Raw genomic sequence first — 21,425 nt, 5'->3', positions numbered from 1 at the left:
CGCGTTTGTCATGTCCCTGGACAGAGGTCCGCATCGCGTGTTGTCTTGCCGATGGCCCGGGACGACATCGTCGTTGTGCTCTGACAACGATGTCATCCCCTGGGGTGGTCCCGGACGTGCCGGGCCCGGACGCGACGCGTCCGCGTGATCCCTTCCGGTTGCCCGGAAAGCCGGTCCCCCGCCCCGACCATGCATGAGGACAACGTTGTCGATCACCCACCGGAGGTCTCCCGCATGAGATGGACCCGGCGCCTGCGCCTGTGCACGGCCGGGCTGGTGGCAGCCTCCGCGCTGTTCACCCTGCCCACCGCACAGGCCGCCGAGCCGCGCGACGGCCAACTCACCGATCTGGTCAACCCGTTCATCGGAACGGAGAACGAGGGCAACACCTATCCCGGCGCCGCCGTGCCCTTCGGCATGGTGCAGTTCTCGCCGGACACCGGCCACGACACCGGCTACGACCACTCCCAGAACCACATCCGCGGATTCTCCCTCGTCCATCTCTCGGGCGTCGGCTGCGGCCTCGGCGGTGACCTGCCGGTCCTGCCCACGATGGGAGACGTCACCCGGACGGACGACGCGCAGTACGCGGCGGAGTTCGGCCACGACACCGAGGAGGCCCACCCCGGCTTCTACCGGGCGGACCTCAAGGGCGGGATCGGGGCCGAGCTGACAGCCACCGCCCGGACCGGCGTGCAGCGTTACACCTTCCCGGCCACCGACAAGGCCAACGTGCTGCTGAACGCAGGCCAGTCGCTGCACAAGACGGTCTCGACGAAGGTCGAGATCCTGGACAACCGGACCGTCCGCACGGCGATCACCGGCAGCGGCTTCTGCCGGGCCACCAAGCCCTACACGGTGTACACGATCACCCGCTTCGACCGGCCGTTCACCACCGCGGGCACCTGGAACGGCGACACCGTCACCGGCGCCAGGGAGGCGGCCGGCACCACGGGGCGCACCGGCGCCTTCGTGCGCTTCGACACCACCGAGGACCGCACGGTCGAGGCGACCACCGCACTCTCGTACGTGGACGCCCGCGGCGCGGCCGTCAACCTCCGCTCCGAGGGCGGCCGTTCCTTCGACGAGGTCCGCGAGGCCGCCCGCCGCGCCTGGGAGGACCGGCTCGGCGACGTACGCGCGCAGGGCGGCACCGACGCCCTGCGCCGCACCTTCTACTCGTCGCTCTACCGTTCCTTCCTCGCGCCCAACATCGGCAGTGACGCCGACGGCCGCTACACCGGCTGGGACCAGCGGATCCACCGGGCCAAGGGATTCACGTACTACCAGAACTGGTCGCTGTGGGACACCTACCGCACCCAGTCGCAGCTGCTCGCCCTGCTCGCCCCGCGTGAGGCGCGCGACATGGCGATCTCCGTACTCAAGATCGACGAGGAGAGCGGCTGGCTTCCCAAGTGGGGCTACGGCACGGTCGAGACGAACATCATGACCGGCGATCCGGTCACCCCCTTCCTCACCAACGCCTTCCAGCAGGGTCTGCTCAAGGGGTACGAGGAGCGGGCGTACCGCGCGCTGAAGAAGAACGCGGACGGCGTGCCGCCCGCCGACTCGCCCGCGGTGGGCCGCGAGGCCGCCCGGGAGTACATCGCGAACGGGTTCGCCCCCTACCTCCAGGGCCGCCCGCACACGAAGTCCGGTGACTCGGACTACGACCACGGCGCCTCCGTGACCCTGGAGTACGCCCTGTCGGACGCCGTGCTCGGCGAGATGGCACGGGAGCTGGGCCACGACGAGGACGCGGCACGCTATCTGGCGCGGTCCCAGAACTACCGCGCGATCCACGACCCCTCGACGGGCTTCTTCCGGGCCCGGGACGCCGCCGGGGCCTTCACCGGCCCTGTCGACCCGGCGCAGAGCGTCGGCTTCCACGAGGGCACGGCCTGGCAGTACCAGTGGCTCGTGCCGCAGGACCTGCCGGGCATGATCGGCATGATCGGCGGCAAGCAGGCCGCGAACGACCGGCTCGACTCGTTCTTCGCCTACGGGCAGTTGCTGAAGGACCCGGCGAAGACCGCCCGCGAGGTATGGGTCAACGGCCCGTACGCGTACTACAACGCGGACAAGTACAACCCGCAGAACGAGCCCGACCTGATCGCCCCGTACACGTACCTCTCGACCGGCCAGCCGTGGAAGACGACCGACGTCGTGCACGCGGCGCTGACCCTGTTCACGGACGCGCCGACCGGGATGACAGGCAACGACGACCTCGGCACGATGTCCGCCTGGAACGTCCTGTCGTCCATCGGGATCTTCCCGGTGCAGCCCGGCTACGACACCTGGGGTCTGTCCACGCCCGTCTTCGAGCGGGTCGACCTCAAGCTCGACCGGCGCTACTACCCGTTCGGGGCGCTGACGGTCACGGCGCCCGGCACCTCGGACACCCAGCGGTACATCCAGTCGGCCCACGTGGACGGATCGCCGTACGGCCGCACGTATCTGACGACCCCCACCCTGCGGCGCATCCACGCGATCCGTTTCACCGTGGGCCCGGAGCCGTCCGAGTGGGGAACGGCGGCCTCCGCGGCGCCCCCGGTCCTGAAATGACGTCCGGCGTGTCATGAAGTGAGCGAGTCCCGTCCCTCCTCCGAGGGGCGGGACTTAATGCGCTGTTAACTGTGCGTAACTTGATCGTACTTGACCGTAATCACCAGTCCGGGTTTGACTGCAAGTTCACCCGTCGTCGACGCGAGAGCAAGCCTTTGATCTCCGACCTCCTCGCACCACTCGACCTGGCGTTCTGGAACATCGAGTCCGACCGGCACCCGATGCACCTCGGCGCCCTCGGTGTCTTCGCCGCGCACTCGCCCACCGCCGGCGCCCACGCCGCGGACCTGCTCGCGGCCCGCGCCGCCGCCGTCCCCGGGCTGCGCATGCGGATCCGCGACGTGTGGCAGCCGCTGGCCCCCCTCGCCTTCGGCGGTGCGGCCCGCGAGCCCGCACCCGACTTCGAGCCGCTGGACCACGTCCTGCTGCACAAGCCGACCGCCGACTTCCACGCCGAGGCCGGCCGGCTGATGGAACGCCCGCTGGAGCGCGGCCGGCCGCCGTGGGAGGCGCATGTCCTGCCCGGCGAGGACGGCGTGTCCTTCGCGGTGCTGTTCAAGTTCCACCACGCGCTCGCCGACGGCCTCAGGGCGCTCATGCTCGCCGCCGCCATCATGGACCCGGTGGACCTGCCGGAACCCCGTCCGCGCCCCGTGGAGCCGCCCCGGGGGCTCTTCCCGGACGTCCGCAAGCTGCCCGGCCTCGTCCGCGGCACCCTCTCCGACGTGGGCCGCGCCCTCGACATCGGCACCTCGGTGGCCCGCGCCACACTCGGCGTGCAGTCCTCGCCCGCCCTCACCTCCGCGCCCACCGGTACCCGGCGCACCGCCGGTGTGATCATCGACCTCGACGACGTGCACGTCGTCCGCAAGACCGTCGGCGGCACCGTCAACGACGTCCTGATCGCCGTCGTCGCGGGCGCACTGCGCCGCTGGCTCGACGAACGCGGCGACGGCAGCGAGGGCGTCTCCCCGCGTGCCCTGATCCCCGTCTCCCGGCGCCGGCCGCGTACCGCGCACCCGCAGGGCAACCGGCTCTCCGGCTACCTGATACGGCTTCCCGTCGACGACCCGGACCCGCTCGGCCGGCTGCGTGCCGTAAGGACGGCGATGGACCGGAACAAGGACGCAGGACCCAACCGGGGCGCCGGCGCCGTCGCCCTGCTCGCGGACCACGTACCGCCGCTCGGGCACCGGCTCGGCGGTCCGGTCGTGGGCCAGGCCGCCCGGCTGCTGTTCGACATCCTCGTCACCAGCGTGCCGCTGCCCAGCCTCGGGCTGAAGCTCGGCGGATGCCCGCTCACCGAGGTCTACCCGTTCGCCCCGCTGGCCCGTGGGCAGGCTCTCGCGGTGGCCGTCTCGACGTACCGGGGAAGCGTCCACTACGGGCTCGTGGCCGACGCGGAGGCCGTGCCGGACCTCGATCTGCTGGCCCGTTCCCTGACCGAGGAGGTGCGCGAACTGATCACCGCCTGCACGCCTTGATCACCACGGGTTTGGTGCCGCGCGCGATTGGTCCGTAAAATTCCGCCTTCGAAAGCGAGCGCGGTTCGAACGCGGCGCACAACCCGAGGAACGGCAGCAGCGATGACGGTGACAGAGGACGGCCGGGCGACCCCCGCCGTGGACACGACAGATGTGGCGGCCGTCGCGTTCGGTCCCGGTATCGACCCCGAGCGGCTGGCCGTCTGCCTCAGCGTGCTCGACGAACTCGAGAAGATCGACGTCGACCACCCCGACGCCATCGCGGTGCGCCGTGCCACCGCGGGCGTCTACCGGACCGTGAAGCAGCGCCGCCGCCAGGAGCGCCGCGCCGCCAAGACGGCCCACGACAAGCAGGTCACCGAGTCCACCGCGACCGGCTCCGCCCAGCGCATCGACGACGAGACCGAGGGCATCCTGCCGTCGTCGGTGACGGAGGAGGGCAAGATCGCGGGGATACTCCAGCGCCCGCGCTCCTGCTACACCTGCAAGACGCGGTACGTCGAGGTCGACTACTTCTACCACCAGCTCTGCCAGGACTGCGCCGCCCTGAACCGCGACCGGCGCGACGCCCGCACCGACCTCACCGGCAAGCGGGCGCTGCTCACCGGCGGCCGCGCCAAGATCGGCATGTACATCGCGCTGCGCCTGCTGCGTGACGGTGCGCACACCACCATCACCACCCGCTTCCCGAAGGACGCCATCCGCCGCTTCAAGGCCATGGACGACTCGGCGGACTGGATGCACCGCCTGGAGGTCGTCGGCATCGACCTGCGCGACCCGGCCCAGGCCGTGGCGTTGGCCGACCAGGTCGCCGAGCAGGGCCCGCTCGACATCCTGATCAACAACGCGACCCAGACCGTGCGCCGGCTGCCCTCCGCCTACGCCGCGCTCGTCGAGGGCGAGAGCGCCCCGCTGCCGGCCGGCGAACTGCCGTCGAGCCACGTCATCGGCGCCTTCAACTCCGGCGCGGTCGACGGACTGACGGCGCTGCCCGTCGGCGTCTCCGGTCTTGACGCGCAGAAGGTGGCCGACCTCGCCCTGGTCGCCGGCAACGCCAGTGTGGTCCGCCACCGTGAGGGCACCGCCATCGACGCGGGCGGCCTCGTCCCCGACGTCGTCGACAGCAACACCTGGGTGCAGACCATCGAGCAGATCTCCCCCGTGGAACTGCTGGAGACCCAGCTCTGCAACTACACGGCGCCGTTCATCCTGATCAGCGCGCTGCGGGCGCGGATGGCCGAGGCCGCCCGCAAGGCGCCGACGGGGCGCGCGTACATCGTCAACGTCTCGGCGATGGAGGGTGTGTTCGGCCGTGGCTACAAGGGCGCGGGCCACCCGAACACGAACGCGGCGAAGGCCGCCATGAACATGGTGACCCGCACCAGCGCCCAGGAGATGTTCCAGACCGACGGCATCCTGATGACCTCGGTCGACACCGGCTGGATCACCGACGAGCGCCCGCACTACGACAAGCTGCGCCTGGCCGACGAGGGCTTCCACGCCCCCCTCGACCTCGTCGACGGCGCGGCCCGCGTCTACGACCCGATCGTCCGCGGCGAGCTGGGCGAGGACCTGTACGGCGTCTTCATGAAGGACTACGCGCCGGGCAAGTGGTAGCAGGTCGGGGCTCCGGTCGACGGCGACGGGCGCGGGCGTCGGGTCGGCCGGGGGCCCGGGTGTGTCACCCGTCGGGAGTCCGTGCCCGGAGCCGCTCGTGGACGGTGTGGCCCGGGGAGCCCGGGTAGGCCGCCCTCACCCGTGTTCCGCCGTCGACCAGCAGGTCGGCACCGGTGATCCACTCGGCCGCGTCGGACGCCAGCCAGGTCACCGCGCGGGCGATGTCCTCGGGGCGTCCGATGCGGCCCAGCGGGAGTCCGGAGCCCAGTTCGTCCTCGGCGTGGTCCCAGACGAACCGGGCCATCTCGGTGCGGACGAGACCGGGGGAGACCGAGTTCACCCGTACCTTCGGGGCCAGTTCGCCGGCGAGTTGGCGGGTCAGATGGAGCAGGGCGGCCTTGCTGGTGCCGTACGCGCCGACCTGCGGCCCGACATGTCCGGCGCCCTCCGTGCAGACGTTCACCACGGCCCCGCCGTGCTCGCCCATCCAGGCGTGCCAGGCGTACTGCACCAGCCGTAGCGGCGCCTCGACGTTGACGGTGAACGCGTCGCGCCAGGCCTGCGGGTCGGCGTCCACGAGGGGGCCGTAGGGCTGGTTGGTCGCCGCGTTGTTGACCACGATGTCGACGCGGCCGAAGGTGCGGAGCGTCAGCCCGGCCAGCTCCCTCAGATGCGCCCCGTCGGCCACGGAGCCCGCCAGCCCGATACCGCCGACCTGTTCGGCGGCGCGCCGGACCGCGTCCGGATCCCGCGCGGTCACGCACACCCGCGCGCCCGCTCCCGAGAGCGCCTCGGCGACGGCGAGACCGATCCCGCGCGAGGCCCCGGTGACGATGGCGGCCCTGCCCTCGAGTCCGTACGGCGACATCATCCGCGTACCGTCTCATGACGGGCCGTCAGCCGACAGGCCTCGGCGGCCATCACTGCCGTCCGTCCGGCATGACGGGAGGGGCAGGGCGGACGTGCCGCCCGTGCGGAGTCCGCACGGGGTGGGGCGCTCGCGTGCCGCGGCCTGTCTCGGAGGAAGCCGCACTGCCGGGCGGCAGTCGGTCCCGGGTCCGGCGGTCGTCGGTCTGGAGCCTGGCGGTGGTCGGTTCAGGGTCCGGCGGTCGTCGGTCTGGAGCCCGGCGGTGGTCGGTCCGGGGTCCGGCGGTCGTCGGTCTGGAGCCTGGCGGTGGTCGGTCCGGGGTCCGGCGGTGGTCGGTCTGGAGCCTGGCGGTGGTCGGTCCGGGGTCCGGCGGTGGTCGGTCTGGAGCCTGGCGGTGGTCGGTTCAGGGTCCGGCGGTGGTCGGTCTGGAGCCTGGCGGTGGTCGGTTCAGGGTCCGGCGGTGGCGCCGGTGGCGGGCGGCCCGGCGCGGGCGGCGCCAAGGGCTGTCCGGTCGTCCCCGGTGGATCGGCGCGCCGCGTCGGACGCGGTGAACCGCCCGGCGAAGGGTCGTCCTCGTGCGCTGCGGGTTCGGGCGGTCCGGCAGCGCGGCGAGGTGCCGTAACGGTCGTCGTGCGCCCGCCCGAGGGGACGGCGGGACAGCCCTCAGTCCACGGCCCCGAGCCGCGCGGAACGTTCCGCGACCAGTTCCAGCACCGTGCGCCAGTCCTCCATGACCCCGGCGTAGAGGCCGACGACCTTGCCGGCGTCGTCCGCCTGCCGCAGGGTCACCGCGTCCTCGGCCAGCGGGTCGTGCTCGAACGCGGCCACCTCGCGCGCGGTCATCGCGCCGCCCTGCGCGGCCAGGGTGAGCGCGCTCTGCGGAGACAGCCCGCGGCCGGGCGACGTGGTCGCCAGATAGCGCTTCGCCGCCACATGCAGGCGTACGAGACGGGAGACCCGCTCGCCGAGCAGCGGCCGTACCGCGTCGGCGGCGCGGTCGCCGTGCCCGGCGTCGTCACCCGGCCTGAGCAGATGCCCGAGGTCGTGCACCAGGCCCGCGACCTGGAGTTCCTTGTCACTGGGATGGCCCCGGCGCAGCAGCGCGGCGGTCTGCAGAGCGTGGTCGTGCAGATCGACGGGGTCGCCGCTGCCGTCCGGGGTGTCCCAGGCGCCCCGGCAGGCGTGCAGCAGGTCCATCAGCTCCTCGACGCTGCGCAGCTCCATGCGTCAGTCCTCCCGCGAGAAAAGCCGTTTGCCGTGCGACAGCAGACCATGGCCTCCTTGCGAACCGGCCAACGGGACCTGAACTGCGTGGCGTCTTCGGTACCGGATGTGCGTGACGACCAGCGGCCGACGGTGACTTCGGACATACCCGTGGCCGGTCCCGACGCCCTCGCCGAGGGGCGATATTGAGCCGAATGAGTGGTCGCGAAGAGGGCATCATGTTTCAAATCCCCGCAGATCGCGGCCCGATGACTCCTGGATGACGTGTGACAGTAACCTCAAGTTTTCAGCCCCATAGAGCGGGGGGCTGCTCATTTGGTTACCCTGTAGCCGACGGGCAGCCTTACTGGGTCCACCCACACCCACGGTCCGTCCCGGGACAAGCCGGTCACCACGGCCTGCTCTCACATGAGTTACCGGCGCCACCGCGTCCCTAACTGCTTCGACTCAGACCCGAGCGGGCGTCAGGCGACCCGAGAGCACCGGGCGCCGACGTCCCGAGGGTGACCCGACACATAAGGAGTGCGCGGTGACACCAGAGAAGACGAATCGCGATCAGGGCCCCAAGGAACAGACGGAGCGCCTGGGCGGTGGGTCCGACACCAAGCTCGGAAGCCTGGACGTGTGGGCCAGGTCCGCCCCCATCCGCCTCGCGGGCTACGAGGACGACCTCGCCGAGCCCCACATCCTGCCCAGCGTCGACTGACCATCACGAGGATCCGGCGCGACCGACGACGGCACGGGCGTGCGGGACCGGCGCCCCTGCCGAGCGGAGAAGCCGCGGCCGACGAACGGCCGCGGCTTCGGCATGTGACGACCGGCCCCGGCCGGGCGGCACCACGGTCACAGACCGGGCGGCGCGGCAGTCACTGGCCCAGGGGTGCGGCGGTCACTGGCCGAGCGGTGCGGTACGCCGCCACGGGTGCAGTACCTCCAGTTGTCCGGCCACGTCGAGCAGAGCCGCCTCGGATCCCGGCAGGCCGACGAGCTGGACGGCGCACGGGGTGCCGTTCGGCAGTCTTCCGAACGGGACCGACATCGCGGGCCAGCCGGTGAGGTTCCACGGCGGAGTCATCGGCGAGTAGGTGGTGTTGGCCAGAAGATTGCGCAGCCAGCCCCGCTTGTGCCAGTCGACGGAGGCGGGACCGCGCCGGGCGAGCGTCGGCGTGAGGAGCACGTCGTGCTCCGCGAAGAACGTCGCCAGGCGGCCGCGAAGCTGCTCGCGGCGCGCTCCCTTGCGTACGCCGGTCACGAAGCGGCGTCCGACCGCGGCGTGCACGCGGGTGCGCCGGGCCAGTCGGCGCGGGTCGAGATCCTCGGCGTCCACCGCGGTGCCCGCGGTCCAGTGCGCGAGCGAGGTCGTGCTCAGCCAGAGCGGGTACGGCGGATTCGCGGACCGTACCTGGTGACCCGCCTCGGCCAGCAGGGCGGCGGCCTCCCGGGCCGCGTTCGTATACGGTCGGCTGACGCGGATGCCGGCCAGGGGGCTGCGGATCGAGACGGCGATCCTGCGGGTGACGGGCTCCGCGGGCGGTGCCGGCTCGATGCCCGCGAGGAGCGAGAACATCAGCCGGGCGTCCTCGACCGTCGTGGCCAGCGGGCCGTTCTCCGACATGCCGAACCAGTCGCCGTGACCGATCCCGGCGGGAATCACGCCGTGGCCCGGCTTCAGGGTGACCAGACCGCAGTTGGCGGCCGGGATCCGCAGCGAGCCCATGCCGTCGTTGCCGAGCGCGATCGGCACCATCCCGGCGGCCACCGCCGCGGCGCTGCCGCCCGAGGACCCGCCCGCCGTACGGGACAGGTCCCAGGGGTTGCGGGCGTTGCCGTACGGGCCCTCCGTGGTGCCGAAGACGCAGAGTTCGGGCACGTTCGTCAGGCCCACCACGACGGCGCCCGCCGCGCGCAACCGGGCCACGGTGACGTGGTCCTCGGCGGCGGCCGTGTCCGGGGTCGCGGCGGAGCCGTTGCGGGTCGACTCGCCGCGCACCGCCAGGTTGTCCTTGACCGCCACCGGCACGCCCGCGAGGGGGAGTTGGCCGAGATCCCGGGTGGCCAGGTCGTCGGCCTCCGCGAGGGCGGCCTCGGCGCGGACCCTGCGGAAGGCGCCGACGCGCCCGTCGAGGCGTTCGATCCGCGCGAGATGTTCGGCCACCACCTCGCGGGGGGTGACCCGCTTCTCGCGTACGGCTGCGGAGATCTCGGTGGCGGTCCGGCCGGCCCAGGTGGTCACGGGCGCTCCTCACTCGTTTCGTACTGGCGAGTAGTTACGGGGAGCACTCTGCCCGCAGTGGGGCGCCGCGTCGAGAGTCGTCCGCCACGGACACGGGGTCCGGTCCTTCCCGATTTCCACACGGTCGTTCACCGATGCCCCGCACCGGTGAGCGGCACGCGCCGTGATTCGATCATATGCTCGGGCGATTAGTGCCGAATACCCATTTCGCGGCTTTTTGTGTTTCGCCTGGGGTGCCTCGCCGTTGGCGGTGCCCGACGAGAGCCTTCGTCGGGCACCCGGCGGCAGCTTGCGTCACGCCCGACGGGGCCCGGTGCTCTCCCGCTCGATCAGTCGCGGCACCGGCACCCGCACCGTCCGCGCCGGGCCGCCGTCCAGGAGCGCGGTCAGTTCCTGGGCCGCCGTGCGGCCGAACTGGACCGTGTCGCGGGAGAGCGCGGACAGCCAGGGCTTGACCATGCGGCAGAGGGGGGAGTCCTCCCAGGCGACGACGGACACATCCCCCGGGACGCTGAAGCCCAGCTCCGTCGCGGTGGCGACACCGGCGAGGGCCATCACGTCGTTGTCGTAGACCAGGGCGCTCGGCGGGGCGTCGCTCTCCAGTACCCGGCGGGTGACCGCGGCGCCCTGGGCGTCCGAGTAGTCCGTGGTCACCGAGCGGACCTCGGCCAGCCCCCGCCGCTCCGCCTCCGCCCGCAGCGTCCGGATGCGGCGCTCCGTGTGGGCGAGGCCTGGCAGGCCGGCGATGTGCGCGATCCGTCGATGGCCGAGGGCGTACAGTTCGTCGACGACCGCGGCCATCGCGCCGGCGTCGTCCGCCCAGACCGTGGACAGTCCCGGATGCCGGGCGTCCGGCGCCCCGCCGATGACGACGGCGGGCAGACCCAGTTCGTCGAGGAGACCCGGACGCGGATCGTCCACCCGCGGGTCGACGACCAGCACGCCGTCCACCCGGTGCTCCGCCCACCAGCGCCGGTAGACCGCGCACTCGGCGTCGACGTCCTCGACCACCTGGAAGAGCAGCCCGAGATGGCGCTCGGCCAGCACCTCCTGGATTCCCGAGATCAGCTGCAGGAAGAACGAGTCCACGCCCAGGGTGTCGGCGGGGCGCGCCACCACCAGACCGACGGTGGCCGCGCCCTCGCCGGAGAGCTGGCGCGCCGCCGTGCTGGGCCGCCAGCCGAGCTGTTCGGCGACCCGGCGCACCCGGTCGCGGGTCACTTCGGAGACTCCGGGCCGGTCGTTGAGTGCGAAGGAGACCGCGCTCTCGGAGACCCCGGCGCGCCGCGCGATGTCCTTCATCGTCGGACGGCGCGCGGGGGACCGCCTGGCCGTCGGCATCTCGGCTCCCCCTTCTCCGGTGGGCGCACTAATGCGCTTGAGCGATCGCAGCCTAAAGCGCATTAGTGATCGTGTGCAAGTGGGTGTTGATATTGCTCTGACCTGCACTAATGCTAGACGGATTCCTTTAGTGGGTGCGAATGCATTGACTTCCTCGAAGCCCGCCGGGCAAGGTCGCTGGCGCCACCGTCCGCGACACCTCGAGGGAGCCTGTCACCGTGTCCTTACCCCGCAGAGCACTTGTCGCCGCCGCCGTCGCCCTCGTCCTGCCGCTCAGCGCCTGCGGCTCCACCGACAGCGGCGGTGGATCGACGGACGCCTCCGGCAAGATCGAGGGCGACATCACCTTCCAGACCTGGAACCTGAGGGCCAACTTCAAGGCCTACTTCGAGGGGGTGATCGCCGGCTTCGAGAAGAAGTACCCGGGAACCCACGTGAAGTGGATCGACCAGCCCGCCGAGGGCTACGCCGACAAGATCAGCGCGGACGCGGCGGGCGGCACCCTGCCCGACGTCGTCAACGTCTCGCCCGACCTCGTGGCCCCGCTCGCCAAGGCGGGGCTCGCGCTCGACCTCGACAAGTCGGCTTCCCGGTACAAGAAGGAGTACCTGGACGGCGCCTGGGCCGGCCACCGGATCCCGGGCATGACCGGCACCTACGCCTTCCCCTGGTACCTCAACACCGGGCCGCTGTTCTACAACAAGTCGCTCTTCCAGCAGGCCGGGCTCGACCCGGCCCGGCCGCCGACGACGTACGACGAACTCTTCACGGACGCGCTCCGGTTGGCGAAGAAGAGCGACGGAAAGGTCGCCACCCTCGCCAACGTGCCCACGGTCGAGGACTTCGGCCGCTACGGCGTCGAGCTGATGAACAAGGCGGGCAGCGCGTTCTCCTTCAACGACACCAAGGGGGTCGAACTCCTCACCAAATACAAGGAGTTGTACGACGCCAAGGCGCTCGACGCACAGGCGCTGACCGCCACCCCGGAGTCGTCCGGAAGGAAGTTCCTGACCGGTGCCGTCGCGATGAACCCGGGCAGCGCCCTGGATCTCGGCAACTTCAAGAAGCAGGCGCCGAGCCTCTACAGGAACATCGGCATCACGGACCAGATCACCAGCACCGGCAAGGTGAACATGTACGTGATGGGCGTGATGGTCAACTCGCGCACCAGGCACACCCCGGCCGCGGTCGCCTTCGCGCACTACGTCACCGACGCGCGGAACCAGATGTCCTTCGCCAAGAAGGTCGCGATCTTCCCGAGCACCGCGGGATCCCTGGACGACCCGTACTTCACCCAGGAGGACGGCACCGACGAGACGCGCGTGCGGATCGCCGCCGCCAAGTCGCTGAAGAACGCGGTCAATTACACGCCGGTCCTGTTCAGCGAGCAGATGAAGACCGCGCTGCGCAACGAGGTGGCCAAGGCGCTCCAGGGCAAGGAGAGCCCCGAGACGGCTCTTGACAACGCTGTCAAGGCCTGCAACACACTGCTTCGGCAGCAGGGCTGAGCGGACATGGCGAGTTCTTCCGGCACCGCGCGGGAGCCTCGGCCGCTCGCCCGCCGGCGGCGACCCCCTGCCCGGGGGAGGCGACCCCTTTCTCCGGGGCGAGGGGCAGACGCGCGGCGGCCAGGCACCCGCGTACGGCGCCAACTGGGCAGCAGTCCCTGGCTGTTCGCCGCTCCGGGACTCCTGGTCGTGGCCGTGTTCATCCTGTATCCGTTCGTGTCGACGGTGGTCAACTCCTTCACCGACCGCCGCACCCTGATCCCCGGCGGGTTCGTCGGCCTGGCCAACTTCCGGGAGCTCCTGCACGACGAGATGTTCTGGACGGGGCTGCGCAACAGCACGCTGTACGTCCTCGGGGTCGTCCCCGCGCTCGTCCTGCTGCCGCTGCTGCTCGCCCTCCTCGTCCAGAAGAACATCCCCGGCATCACCGTCTTCCGGTCGGCCTTCTACACGCCGGTCGTCGCGTCGATCGTCGTGGTCGGGCTCATCTGGGTGTGGCTCCTCGACGAACGCGGCCTCGTGAACGCGCTGCTGGAAGCGGTCGGGATCGGCAGGGTCGGATTCCTGAGCGACCAGTGGCTGCTCCTGCTCAGCGCCATGGCCGTCACGGTCTGGAAGGGCCTCGGCTACTACATGGTCATCTACCTGGCCGCGCTCGCCAACGTGCCCCGCGAACTCCACCAGGCCGCCTCGGTGGACGGCGCGGGCGCGGTCCGCCGCTTCCTCACGGTCACCGTGCCGGCGGTCCGCTCGACCATGGTGCTGGTCGCCGCGCTCTCCTCGGTCGCCGCCTTCAAGGTGTTCTCCGAGGTGTACCTGATGGCGGGCCCGGACGGCGGTCCGGCCGGCGAGGACACCACCCTCGTGATGCTCGTCCAGCGCACCGGCACCGGACTGACCGGCCGGGTCGGCTACGCGTCGGCCCTCTCGGTCGTCGTCTTCGTCGTCACCGTCGCGCTGATGCTGCTCGTGCTGCGCGCCGACCGGAAGGAGGACACATGAGCGTGCTGGAGAAGGCGCGTGCCGTCGAGCGGCGACCGGAGGAGGAGCGCCGCCCGCGCCGCCGCGGTGTCACCGACGAACATGGACGCCGTATCCGCGCCTGGGAACTCGCCCTGCGCTACGTGCTGTTGCTCGGGGTCCTCGCACTCACCGTCGGCCCCTTCCTGTGGCAGCTGTCCACCTCGCTCAAGGGACCGACCGAGGACGTCTTCAGCTCACCGCCGACGTTCCTCCCCGGCCATCCGACCCTGCACAACTACCAGCGGGTCGCCGACACCATCCCCGTCTGGGACTACGCCCTCAACTCGCTCAAGGTGGCGGGCGCGAACGTCGTCACCAACTGCGTGGGTTCGGCACTCGCGGGCTACGCCCTGGCCCGGCTGCGCTACCGGGGCCGACGTGCGGCCACCCTGGTCTTCGTCCTCGCCATGCTGGTGCCCGTCGAAGGCATCATCATCGCCCAGTTCACCACCATGCGGGAACTCGGCCTGAACAACACGCTCATCGGGGTCGTCCTGCCGGGCTGCGTCGGAGCGATGAACGTGCTGCTGATGCGCAACGCCTTCCTCAACCTCTCCTACGAGATCGAGGAGGCGGCCTTCGTCGACGGTGCCGACGTCTGGCAGCGGTTCCTCAGGATCGCGCTGCCCTCGGTGAGGGGCACCCTCGCCGTCGTCGCGATCTTCGCCTTCATGGGTGCCTGGGACGACTTCCTGTGGCCGCTCATCGTGCTCAGCGATCCGTCGAAGTTCACCCTGACCATCGGACTCAACTATCTGCACGGCACCTTCGCCAACGACGAACGGCTCGTCGCCGCGGGCACGGTCATCGCCGTGGCGCCGCTGATCGCCCTCTTCGCCTGTCTCCAGCGGTACTTCTTCCGGGGGGTGGGCGAGGGAGCCGTAAAGGGCTGACCCCGGCGCGCAGTTCGCCGCCGACCCCGTGCCTCCGTACCGCTGTGCCGCTGTCCTGCGCACTCCCGTACTTCCGATTCGCAAGGATCCCGTATGCCCTCTGCCGTGCGCTTCGGCGTCAACTACACCCCGAGCGAGGGGTGGTTCCACCACTGGCTCGACTTCGACCTGGACTCCGTACGCGCCGATCTCGACTCCGTCGCCGCGCTCGGCCTGGACCACATCCGCGTCTTCCCGCTGTGGCCCTACTTCCAGCCCAACCGGACGCTGATCCGCCCACGGGCCGTCGAGCAGCTCGTCGCGCTCGCCGACGCGGCCGCCGAACGGGGACTCGACGTCGCCGTGGACGGCCTCCAAGGACATCTGTCGAGCTTCGACTTCCTGCCGGCCTGGACGCGGACCTGGCACCGGCGGAACATCTTCACCGCTCCGGACGTGGTCGAGGGGGAGGCGCACTACCTGCGGACCCTGGCCGCGGCCCTCGCCGACCGGCCGAACTTCGTCGGGATGACGATCGGCAACGAGGTCAACCAGTTCGCGGCCGGACCGCACCCCGACCCCGACCGCGTCACCGCCGTCCAGGCCGGGCAATGGCTCACGCGTCTGCTGGCCGCCTGCGAGGAGGGCGCCCCGGGCAGGACGCATCTGCACGCCGCGTACGACGCCTCCTGGTACCAGGACGACCAGCCGTTCACGCCGGAGCACTCCGCCCGGCTCGGCGCGATGACCGCCGTGCACTCATGGGTGTTCAACGGGACGGCGCAGCGCCACGGCCGAACCGGCGTCGCCACCGAGCATCACGCCGCCTACCTCATCGAGCTGTCCAAGGCCTGGGCCGACGACCCGCACCGGCCGGTCTGGCTCCAGGAGGTCGGCGCGCCCGCTCCCCTGATCCCCGCCGAGCACGCGGCCGCCTTCACCGAGGCGACCGTCGCGAACGCCCTGGACTGCCCGGATCTGTGGGGCGTGACCTGGTGGTGCTCGCACGACGTCAGCCGCGACCTCGCCGATTTCCCCGAACTCGAATACGGCCTCGGCCTGTTGACCAACGACCGGCGGACCAAGCCCGCGGGGGAGAGCATCGCGAGGATCGTCGAGGAGCGCCGTGGCCGTCCGGACGAGGCACCCGCCCCGCGCACCACCGCGCTGGTCGTCGACACCACGCCGGGCCGTTCGGTCTGCGCGCCGGGCGGCCCCGTCTTCGAGGCCTTCGCCCGGCTGACCGCCGACGGCGTCCGACCCACCACCGTCCTCGCGAGCCGCGCCGCCGACAAGGAACACCTCGCCGCCCGCGGCATCACCGAGGTCGTCACACCGGGCCACGCCACCGCATGACCCCGGCACTGATCCGTTGCGCGGCGATCGACCGTACGGCCCCGGCACCGAAATCCGTGCCGCGGCGATCCCCGACCGCAGGGCCCGGGCACCGAATCCGCGCCGCGGCGATCCACCGCACGACCCCGGCACTGATCCGTTGCGCGGCGATCCACCGCACGACCCCAGCACCGTAGACCGTCCCCCAACGATACGGAGCACACAGTGGACCTCAGCAGACGCACCGTCCTGCTCGCCGGCGCCGGCGCCGCCGCCGGGCTCGCCCCCGGCCTGCCGGGCACGGCCGCAGCCGTCGGCCGTGACCTCCAGCCGTACGCCTCCTACTGGTATCCCGACTCGCTGCCCTCGGGTACCCCGGGCGCCGGAATCACCTGGCGCGGACTCACGTCATGGAGCGCCGACAGCGACACGGACCTGGCTTTCAACGCCGCCACCGTGCCGCTCGCCCCGCGCTTCACTCCGGTCCCCGCGAACACCACGGCCCGCTCCGGCCAGGCCCGCGTCCAGTCCCTGGTCTCCTTCGGTCCCACATCGGGCAACCCCGCCCAGGGCGCGGCCACAGCCGACTACTACGCGCTCACGCACTGGTCGTACATCGACGAACTCGTCTTCTGGGGAGGCTCGTCGGGCGAGGGACTGATCCTCGCGCCCAACGCGCCCATCGTGGACGCCGCCCACCGTCACGGCGTACCCGTCCTCGGCAATGTGTTCCTGCCGCCCGTCGCCTACGGCGGCCAACTGCGGTGGACGCGCGATCTGGTGCGGAAGGACTCCGGCGGACACTTCCCGCTCGCCGCGCAACTCGTCGCGGTCGCCGCCGCGTACGGCTTCGACGGCTGGTTCATCAACGCCGAGACCGGCGGCGGGAACACCGCGCTCGCCACCGACATGCTCGGCTTCGTGCGCGAACTGAGAGAACTCGGCACGGCCGAGGGACAGCGCGTGACCTGGTACGACGCGATGACCGTGAACGGCACGGTGAGCTGGCAAGGCGCGTTGAACAGCCAGAACAAGGCGTTCTTCCAGGCCGCCGACTCCATGTTCCTCGATTTCCGCTGGTCCCGGAGCAGCCTCGCCTCCTCGGGGACGACGGCCATTCAACTCGGCCGAGACCGGTACGAGTTGTGGGCCGGTGTCGACGTCGAGGCGAACGGCACGAGCGCCTCGGTGAACTGGGACGCCATCGTGCCGACAGGTTCGGCGCACATCGCCTCCATCGGCTTCTACCGGCCGGAGTGGACCCGCAACCACCTCCCCGCGAGCCGCACACCCGGTGACTTCCACGCGGCCGACGACGCGTTCTGGACCGGCGCGTCCCTGGACCCCGCAGCACCCGACCCGGCGGCGGCATGGCGCGCCCCCGCCGTCTCCGTCGCCGACCGGTCCACCGTCACCTCCGTCCCGTTCGCGACCGTCTTCAACACCGGCCACGGCCTGAAGTGGTACGAGGACGGCAGCGCCACGTCCGAGGCCGCCTGGAACCACCTCGGTCTGCAGGACCGGCTTCCCCCGCGCCGCTGGGTGGTCCGCACCACCGGCCAACGGCCCTCGGTCACCTTCGACTTCGCGGACGCCTGGCGCGGCGGCAGCAGCCTCCTCGTCTCCGGCGACCTCGACGAACCGGCCACCCTGGACCTGTACGCGACGCGGCTCCCGCTCGGCCCGGACACGGTCGTCGAGCTGACCCACCGCACCGACACCGGTGACGCGGCCCTGGAACTCGCCGTCGCCACCGCCGACCCGGACACGGCCGGCGGGGCACCCCCGTACACGTACATTCCGCTGACGCCGGCCGACGGGCCGGCGTCGGGCGACGGCTGGCAGACCACCACCGTGCCGCTCGGCGGACTGCCCGGGACCGTAAGGGCCCTGGGCGTCCGGCTCACCGGTGCCGGAGCCCCGGTGCGCTGGCGACTCGGCGCTCTCGCCGTCCGGGACGCGGTCGTGACCCCTGCCGCGCCCACCGGCCTGCGCGTCACCGACGCCGAAGGCGGCAGCCTGCGCCTCGCCTGGCAGGCCGCCCCCGGCCCGGCCGACGACGCGACGGCGGGAGCCACCCGCCACTACGAGCTGTACCGGATCCTCCCCGACGGCAGCCGCCGCTTCCTCGGCGGAACCTGCCAGAGCGCCTTCTACGTCGGTGGTCTCACCCCCGAACAGGGCGAGACGGCCGCGCTGTTCGAACTGCGGTCGGTGGGGGAGCTGTTCACGGTCTCGACCCCCGCGACGACCACCCACACCTGGTAACCCTCGCCCTCACCGGCACTCCTCACCCGCACTCCTCACCCCACGGAGCACTCACATGCATGACGACCGCACCCTGGTCGAAGCCCGCCTCAAGCGCGTCCTGGACGAACGCATCCGTCCGGCCGTGTACCCCGAGTCCGTCCCGCTGGACGTTGCCGTGTGGAACGCGCCGGACGAGCCCGTCCCGGTCGCCGAAGGGCTCGCCGCCACACCGGAACCGATCGCGGTGGGCGCGCGCTGGGGTGCTCCGTGGGGCACGAGCTGGTTCCGGGTCACCGGCACCGTCCCCGAGGCGTGGGCCGGCCGGACCGTCGAAGCCCTGCTCGACCTCGGCTTCGACGAGAACATGCCCGGCTTCCAGTGCGAGGGCCTCGTCCACCGGCCCGACGGCACTCCCGTGAAGGGCCTCAACCCGCGCAACCAGTGGGTCAGGATCGGGGCTCCGGTGGAGGGCGGGGAACAGGTCCAGCTCCATATCGAGGCCGCCTCCAACCCGGTGATCCTCGACTACCACCCCTTCCTGCCCACCCGGTTGGGCGACAAGGAGACGGCGGGCCGCGAGCCGCAGTACCGGCTGGAGCGGATGGACCTCGCCGTCTTCGACGAGACGGTGTGGCAGCTCGTCAACGACCTGGAAGTCCTCGGCGAGCTGATGGCCGAGCTGCCGGTGGAGTCCGCGCGGCGCTGGGACATCCTGCGCGCGGTGGAACGGGCCCTGGACGCGGTGGACCTCCAGGACGTCAACAGCACGGCGGAGGAGGCGCGTTCACAGCTCCGGGAGGTCCTGGCGGCGCCCGCCGTGCCGTCGGCCCACCGGATCAGCGCCGTCGGGCACGCGCACATCGACTCCGCCTGGCTGTGGCCGCTGCGCGAGACCGTCCGCAAGGTGGCCCGCACGACCTCCAACATGACCGCGCTCCTGGAGGACGAGCCCGACTTCGTCTTCGCCATGTCCCAGGCCCAGCAATGGGCGTGGGTGAGGGACCACCGGCCCGAGGTGTGGGCCCGGGTGAAGAAGGCGGTCGCCGACGGGCGGTTCGTGCCCGCCGGAGGCATGTGGGTCGAGTCGGACACCAACATGCCGGGCTCGGAGGCGATGGCCCGTCAGTTCGTGCACGGGAAGCGGTTCTTCCTCGACGAGTTCGGCATCGAGAACGACGAGGCCTGGCTGCCCGACACCTTCGGCTTCGCCGCCGGTCTGCCGCAGATCATCAAGGCGGCCGGCTCCAAGTGGCTGCTGACCCAGAAGATCTCCTGGTCGCAGACCAACAGGTTCCCGCACCACACCTTCCGCTGGGAGGGCATCGACGGCACCCGGATCTTCACGCACTTCCCGCCCGTCGACACCTACAACTGCTCGATGAAGGGCGCCGAGATCGCCCACGCGGCGAACAACTTCAAGGACAAGGGCGTCGCCCGGCACTCCCTCGCCCCCACCGGCTGGGGCGACGGAGGCGGCGGCACCACACGCGAGATGGTCGCCAAGGCGGCCCGGCTGCGCGACCTCGAAGGCTCCGCGATCGTGGTCTGGGAGACGCCCGGGGAGTTCTTCAGGAAGGCCGAGGCCGAATACCCCGACGCTCCCGTCTGGGTCGGCGAACTGTACCTGGAGCTGCACCGCGCCACCCTCACCAGCCAGGCGAGGACCAAGCAGGGCAACCGGCGCAGCGAGCATCTGCTCCGGGAGGCCGAGCTCTGGGCCGCGACCGCCGCCGTACGGACCGGATTCCCCTACCCGTACGAGGAGTTGGACCGGCTGTGGAAGACGGTGCTGCTCCACCAGTTCCACGACATCCTGCCGGGCTCGTCCATCGCCTGGGTGCACCGCGAGGCCCGCCGCACCTACGACCGGGTCGCCGGGGAACTGGGCGCCGTCATCGACGCGGCGCAGCGCGCGCTGGCGGGCGAGGGCTCGACGGCCCTGGTTTTCAACTCGGCCCCGCACAGCAGGGACGGGGTCCCGGCGGGCGCCGCCGCCGCGCCGCGCGTCGACGGCGAGGTGCGACTCGCTCCGCGGGAGGGCGGCGGCCACGTGCTCGACAACGGCCTGCTGCGCGTCGAGATCGACGAGCGGGGGCTGGTGGTCTCGGCGTATGACCTCGATGCGGACCGCGAGACGATCGCGCCCGGCCGGGCAGCCAACCTGCTCCAGCTCCACCCCGACTTCCCGAACATGTGGGACGCCTGGGACGTCGACGAGTTCTACCGCAACACGGTCTCCGACCTGGTCGACGTGGACGAGGTCGGGCCGGCCGAGGACGGCGCGTCGGTGCGGATCGTACGGTCCTTCGGAGCGTCGCGGGTCACCCAGGTGCTGTCGCTGAGCCCGGGGGAGCGCCGGCTGAGCATCGACACCGAGGTGGACTGGCACGAGACCGAGAAGTTCCTGAAGCTCGCCTTCCCGCTCGACGTGCACGCCGAACGGTACGCGTCCGAGACCCAGTTCGGGCACTTCCACCGGCCCACGCACACCAACACCTCATGGGAGTCGGCCAAGTTCGAGGCGTGCAACCACCGCTTCGTGCACCTGGAGGAACCGGGATGGGGTGTCGCCCTGGTCAACGACTCGACGTACGGGCACGACGTCACCCGTACCGTGCGCGCCGGCGACTCCGGTACGACCACCACCGTGCGCGTCTCGCTGCTGCGCGCCCCGCGCTTCCCGGACCCCGAGACCGACCAGGGGACGCACCGCTTCCGGCACGCGCTGGTGCCGGGCGCCGCGATCGGCGACGCGGTGCGCGAGGGCTGGCGGATCAACCTGCCCGAGCGGCGGGTGACGGGCGCGAGGGAGGTCGCGCCGCTGGTCACCGTCGACCAGGACGCCGTCGTCGTGACGGCGGTCAAACTGGCCGACGACGGCAACGGCGACGTGGTCGTCCGCTTCCACGAGTCCCGCGGCGGCCGGACGAGGGCCACCCTGACGGCCGGGTTCACGATCGGGGACGTCACCGTGACCGACCTGCTGGAGCGCCCGCTCGCGGACGCCGCGTCCCCGGACCGCGAGGGCGACCGGATCCGCCTGCGGCTGCGCCCGTTCGAGCTGGTGACCCTCCGGCTGGGGCGCGCCTGACGCCGATGGACGGC

The 21,425-nt window shown here is 71.5% G+C and carries 14 protein-coding genes; 10 read left to right on the top strand and 4 right to left on the bottom strand.

What is annotated here, in order from left to right; translation table 11 throughout:
• Nucleotides 1-234 precede the first annotated feature (234 nt).
• The 3 genes from ACIQRL_RS30785 (at nt 235) to ACIQRL_RS30775 (ending at nt 5,666) form a co-directional block, all read left to right on the top strand.
• The gene (locus ACIQRL_RS30785; RefSeq protein ID WP_401337645.1) at nt 235-2,565 is read left to right on the top strand and encodes a GH92 family glycosyl hydrolase; all 2,331 of its coding nucleotides are present in this window, start codon (nt 235-237) and stop codon (nt 2,563-2,565) included.
• Nucleotides 2,566-2,720: 155 nt separating this feature from the next.
• Nucleotides 2,721-4,049 carry a wax ester/triacylglycerol synthase family O-acyltransferase gene (locus ACIQRL_RS30780; RefSeq protein ID WP_401337644.1) on the top strand — a complete coding sequence of 443 codons (1,329 nt, stop codon included), beginning with the start codon at nt 2,721-2,723 and terminating at the stop codon, nt 4,047-4,049.
• A gap of 102 nt (nt 4,050-4,151) precedes the next feature.
• Nucleotides 4,152-5,666, top strand: a complete 1,515-nt coding sequence (locus tag ACIQRL_RS30775; protein ID WP_401337642.1) for an SDR family NAD(P)-dependent oxidoreductase — start codon at nt 4,152-4,154, stop codon at nt 5,664-5,666.
• Nucleotides 5,667-5,730: 64 nt separating this feature from the next.
• Here ACIQRL_RS30775 and ACIQRL_RS30770 read toward each other — a convergent pair whose 3' ends face one another.
• Both ACIQRL_RS30770 and ACIQRL_RS30765 read right to left on the bottom strand, forming a co-directional pair.
• Complete coding sequence (locus ACIQRL_RS30770) at nt 5,731-6,537, bottom strand: SDR family oxidoreductase (protein WP_401337640.1); 807 nt, start codon at nt 6,535-6,537, stop codon at nt 5,731-5,733.
• A gap of 660 nt (nt 6,538-7,197) precedes the next feature.
• Nucleotides 7,198-7,758, bottom strand: coding sequence for an inositol oxygenase family protein (locus ACIQRL_RS30765; RefSeq protein ID WP_401337638.1), 561 nt, complete (start codon nt 7,756-7,758; stop codon nt 7,198-7,200).
• A 529-nt stretch (nt 7,759-8,287) separates the two neighbouring features.
• Here ACIQRL_RS30765 and ACIQRL_RS30760 point away from each other — a divergent pair.
• On the top strand, nt 8,288-8,464 hold the full coding sequence (locus ACIQRL_RS30760) for a hypothetical protein (protein ID WP_401337636.1): 177 nt from the start codon (nt 8,288-8,290) through the stop codon (nt 8,462-8,464).
• Between the two features lie 183 nt (nt 8,465-8,647).
• On the opposite strand, the gene ACIQRL_RS30755 is transcribed toward ACIQRL_RS30760, so the two are convergent.
• Both ACIQRL_RS30755 and ACIQRL_RS30750 read right to left on the bottom strand, forming a co-directional pair.
• Entirely contained in the window at nt 8,648-9,991 is a 1,344-nt protein-coding gene (locus ACIQRL_RS30755; RefSeq protein WP_401337634.1) for an amidase, read from the bottom strand.
• Nucleotides 9,992-10,285: 294 nt separating this feature from the next.
• The gene (locus tag ACIQRL_RS30750; protein WP_401337632.1) at nt 10,286-11,332 is read right to left on the bottom strand and encodes a LacI family DNA-binding transcriptional regulator; all 1,047 of its coding nucleotides are present in this window, start codon (nt 11,330-11,332) and stop codon (nt 10,286-10,288) included.
• Nucleotides 11,333-11,550: 218 nt separating this feature from the next.
• Between ACIQRL_RS30750 and ACIQRL_RS30745 the strand changes: the two genes are divergently transcribed.
• From ACIQRL_RS30745 to ACIQRL_RS30720, 6 genes are all read left to right on the top strand, one after another.
• On the top strand, nt 11,551-12,840 hold the full coding sequence (locus tag ACIQRL_RS30745) for an ABC transporter substrate-binding protein (RefSeq protein ID WP_401337630.1): 1,290 nt from the start codon (nt 11,551-11,553) through the stop codon (nt 12,838-12,840).
• A gap of 6 nt (nt 12,841-12,846) precedes the next feature.
• Complete coding sequence (locus ACIQRL_RS30740; RefSeq protein ID WP_401337628.1) at nt 12,847-13,842, top strand: carbohydrate ABC transporter permease; 996 nt, start codon at nt 12,847-12,849, stop codon at nt 13,840-13,842.
• Complete coding sequence (locus ACIQRL_RS30735; protein ID WP_401337626.1) at nt 13,839-14,756, top strand: carbohydrate ABC transporter permease; 918 nt, start codon at nt 13,839-13,841, stop codon at nt 14,754-14,756. Before ACIQRL_RS30740 ends, ACIQRL_RS30735 begins: the two co-directional genes overlap by 4 nt.
• Nucleotides 14,757-14,849: 93 nt before the next feature.
• Nucleotides 14,850-16,091: a glycosyl hydrolase gene (locus ACIQRL_RS30730; RefSeq protein WP_401337624.1), complete on the top strand. Its 1,242-nt coding sequence runs from the start codon at nt 14,850-14,852 to the stop codon at nt 16,089-16,091.
• Nucleotides 16,092-16,295: 204 nt separating this feature from the next.
• On the top strand, nt 16,296-18,338 hold the full coding sequence (locus tag ACIQRL_RS30725; RefSeq protein WP_401337623.1) for an endo-beta-N-acetylglucosaminidase: 2,043 nt from the start codon (nt 16,296-16,298) through the stop codon (nt 18,336-18,338).
• 55 nt (nt 18,339-18,393) lie between these two features.
• The gene (locus ACIQRL_RS30720) at nt 18,394-21,411 is read left to right on the top strand and encodes an alpha-mannosidase (protein WP_401337621.1); all 3,018 of its coding nucleotides are present in this window, start codon (nt 18,394-18,396) and stop codon (nt 21,409-21,411) included.
• Nucleotides 21,412-21,425 lie beyond the last annotated feature (14 nt).

Source organism: Streptomyces sp. NPDC091209 (assembly GCF_044757755.1).
Taxonomy (GTDB): domain Bacteria; phylum Actinomycetota; class Actinomycetes; order Streptomycetales; family Streptomycetaceae; genus Streptomyces.
Note: the sequence above shows the minus strand (reverse complement) of the source record. Positions and strands in the feature narration are given on the sequence as shown.

What these genes read in the sequence shown, in the direction of transcription:
- ACIQRL_RS30785 (WP_401337645.1), top strand. Translation starts at nt 235, where the DNA reads ATGAGATGGACCCGGCGCCTGCGCCTGTGCACGGCCGGGCTGGTGGCA.
- ACIQRL_RS30775 (WP_401337642.1), top strand. Translation starts at nt 4,152, where the DNA reads ATGACGGTGACAGAGGACGGCCGGGCGACCCCCGCCGTGGACACGACA.
- ACIQRL_RS30770 (WP_401337640.1), bottom strand. Translation starts at nt 6,537, where the DNA reads ATGATGTCGCCGTACGGACTCGAGGGCAGGGCCGCCATCGTCACCGGG.
- ACIQRL_RS30765 (WP_401337638.1), bottom strand. Translation starts at nt 7,758, where the DNA reads ATGGAGCTGCGCAGCGTCGAGGAGCTGATGGACCTGCTGCACGCCTGC.
- ACIQRL_RS30750 (WP_401337632.1), bottom strand. Translation starts at nt 11,332, where the DNA reads ATGCCGACGGCCAGGCGGTCCCCCGCGCGCCGTCCGACGATGAAGGAC.
- ACIQRL_RS30740 (WP_401337628.1), top strand. Translation starts at nt 12,847, where the DNA reads ATGGCGAGTTCTTCCGGCACCGCGCGGGAGCCTCGGCCGCTCGCCCGC.
- ACIQRL_RS30735 (WP_401337626.1), top strand. Translation starts at nt 13,839, where the DNA reads ATGAGCGTGCTGGAGAAGGCGCGTGCCGTCGAGCGGCGACCGGAGGAG.
- ACIQRL_RS30730 (WP_401337624.1), top strand. Translation starts at nt 14,850, where the DNA reads ATGCCCTCTGCCGTGCGCTTCGGCGTCAACTACACCCCGAGCGAGGGG.
- ACIQRL_RS30720 (WP_401337621.1), top strand. Translation starts at nt 18,394, where the DNA reads ATGCATGACGACCGCACCCTGGTCGAAGCCCGCCTCAAGCGCGTCCTG.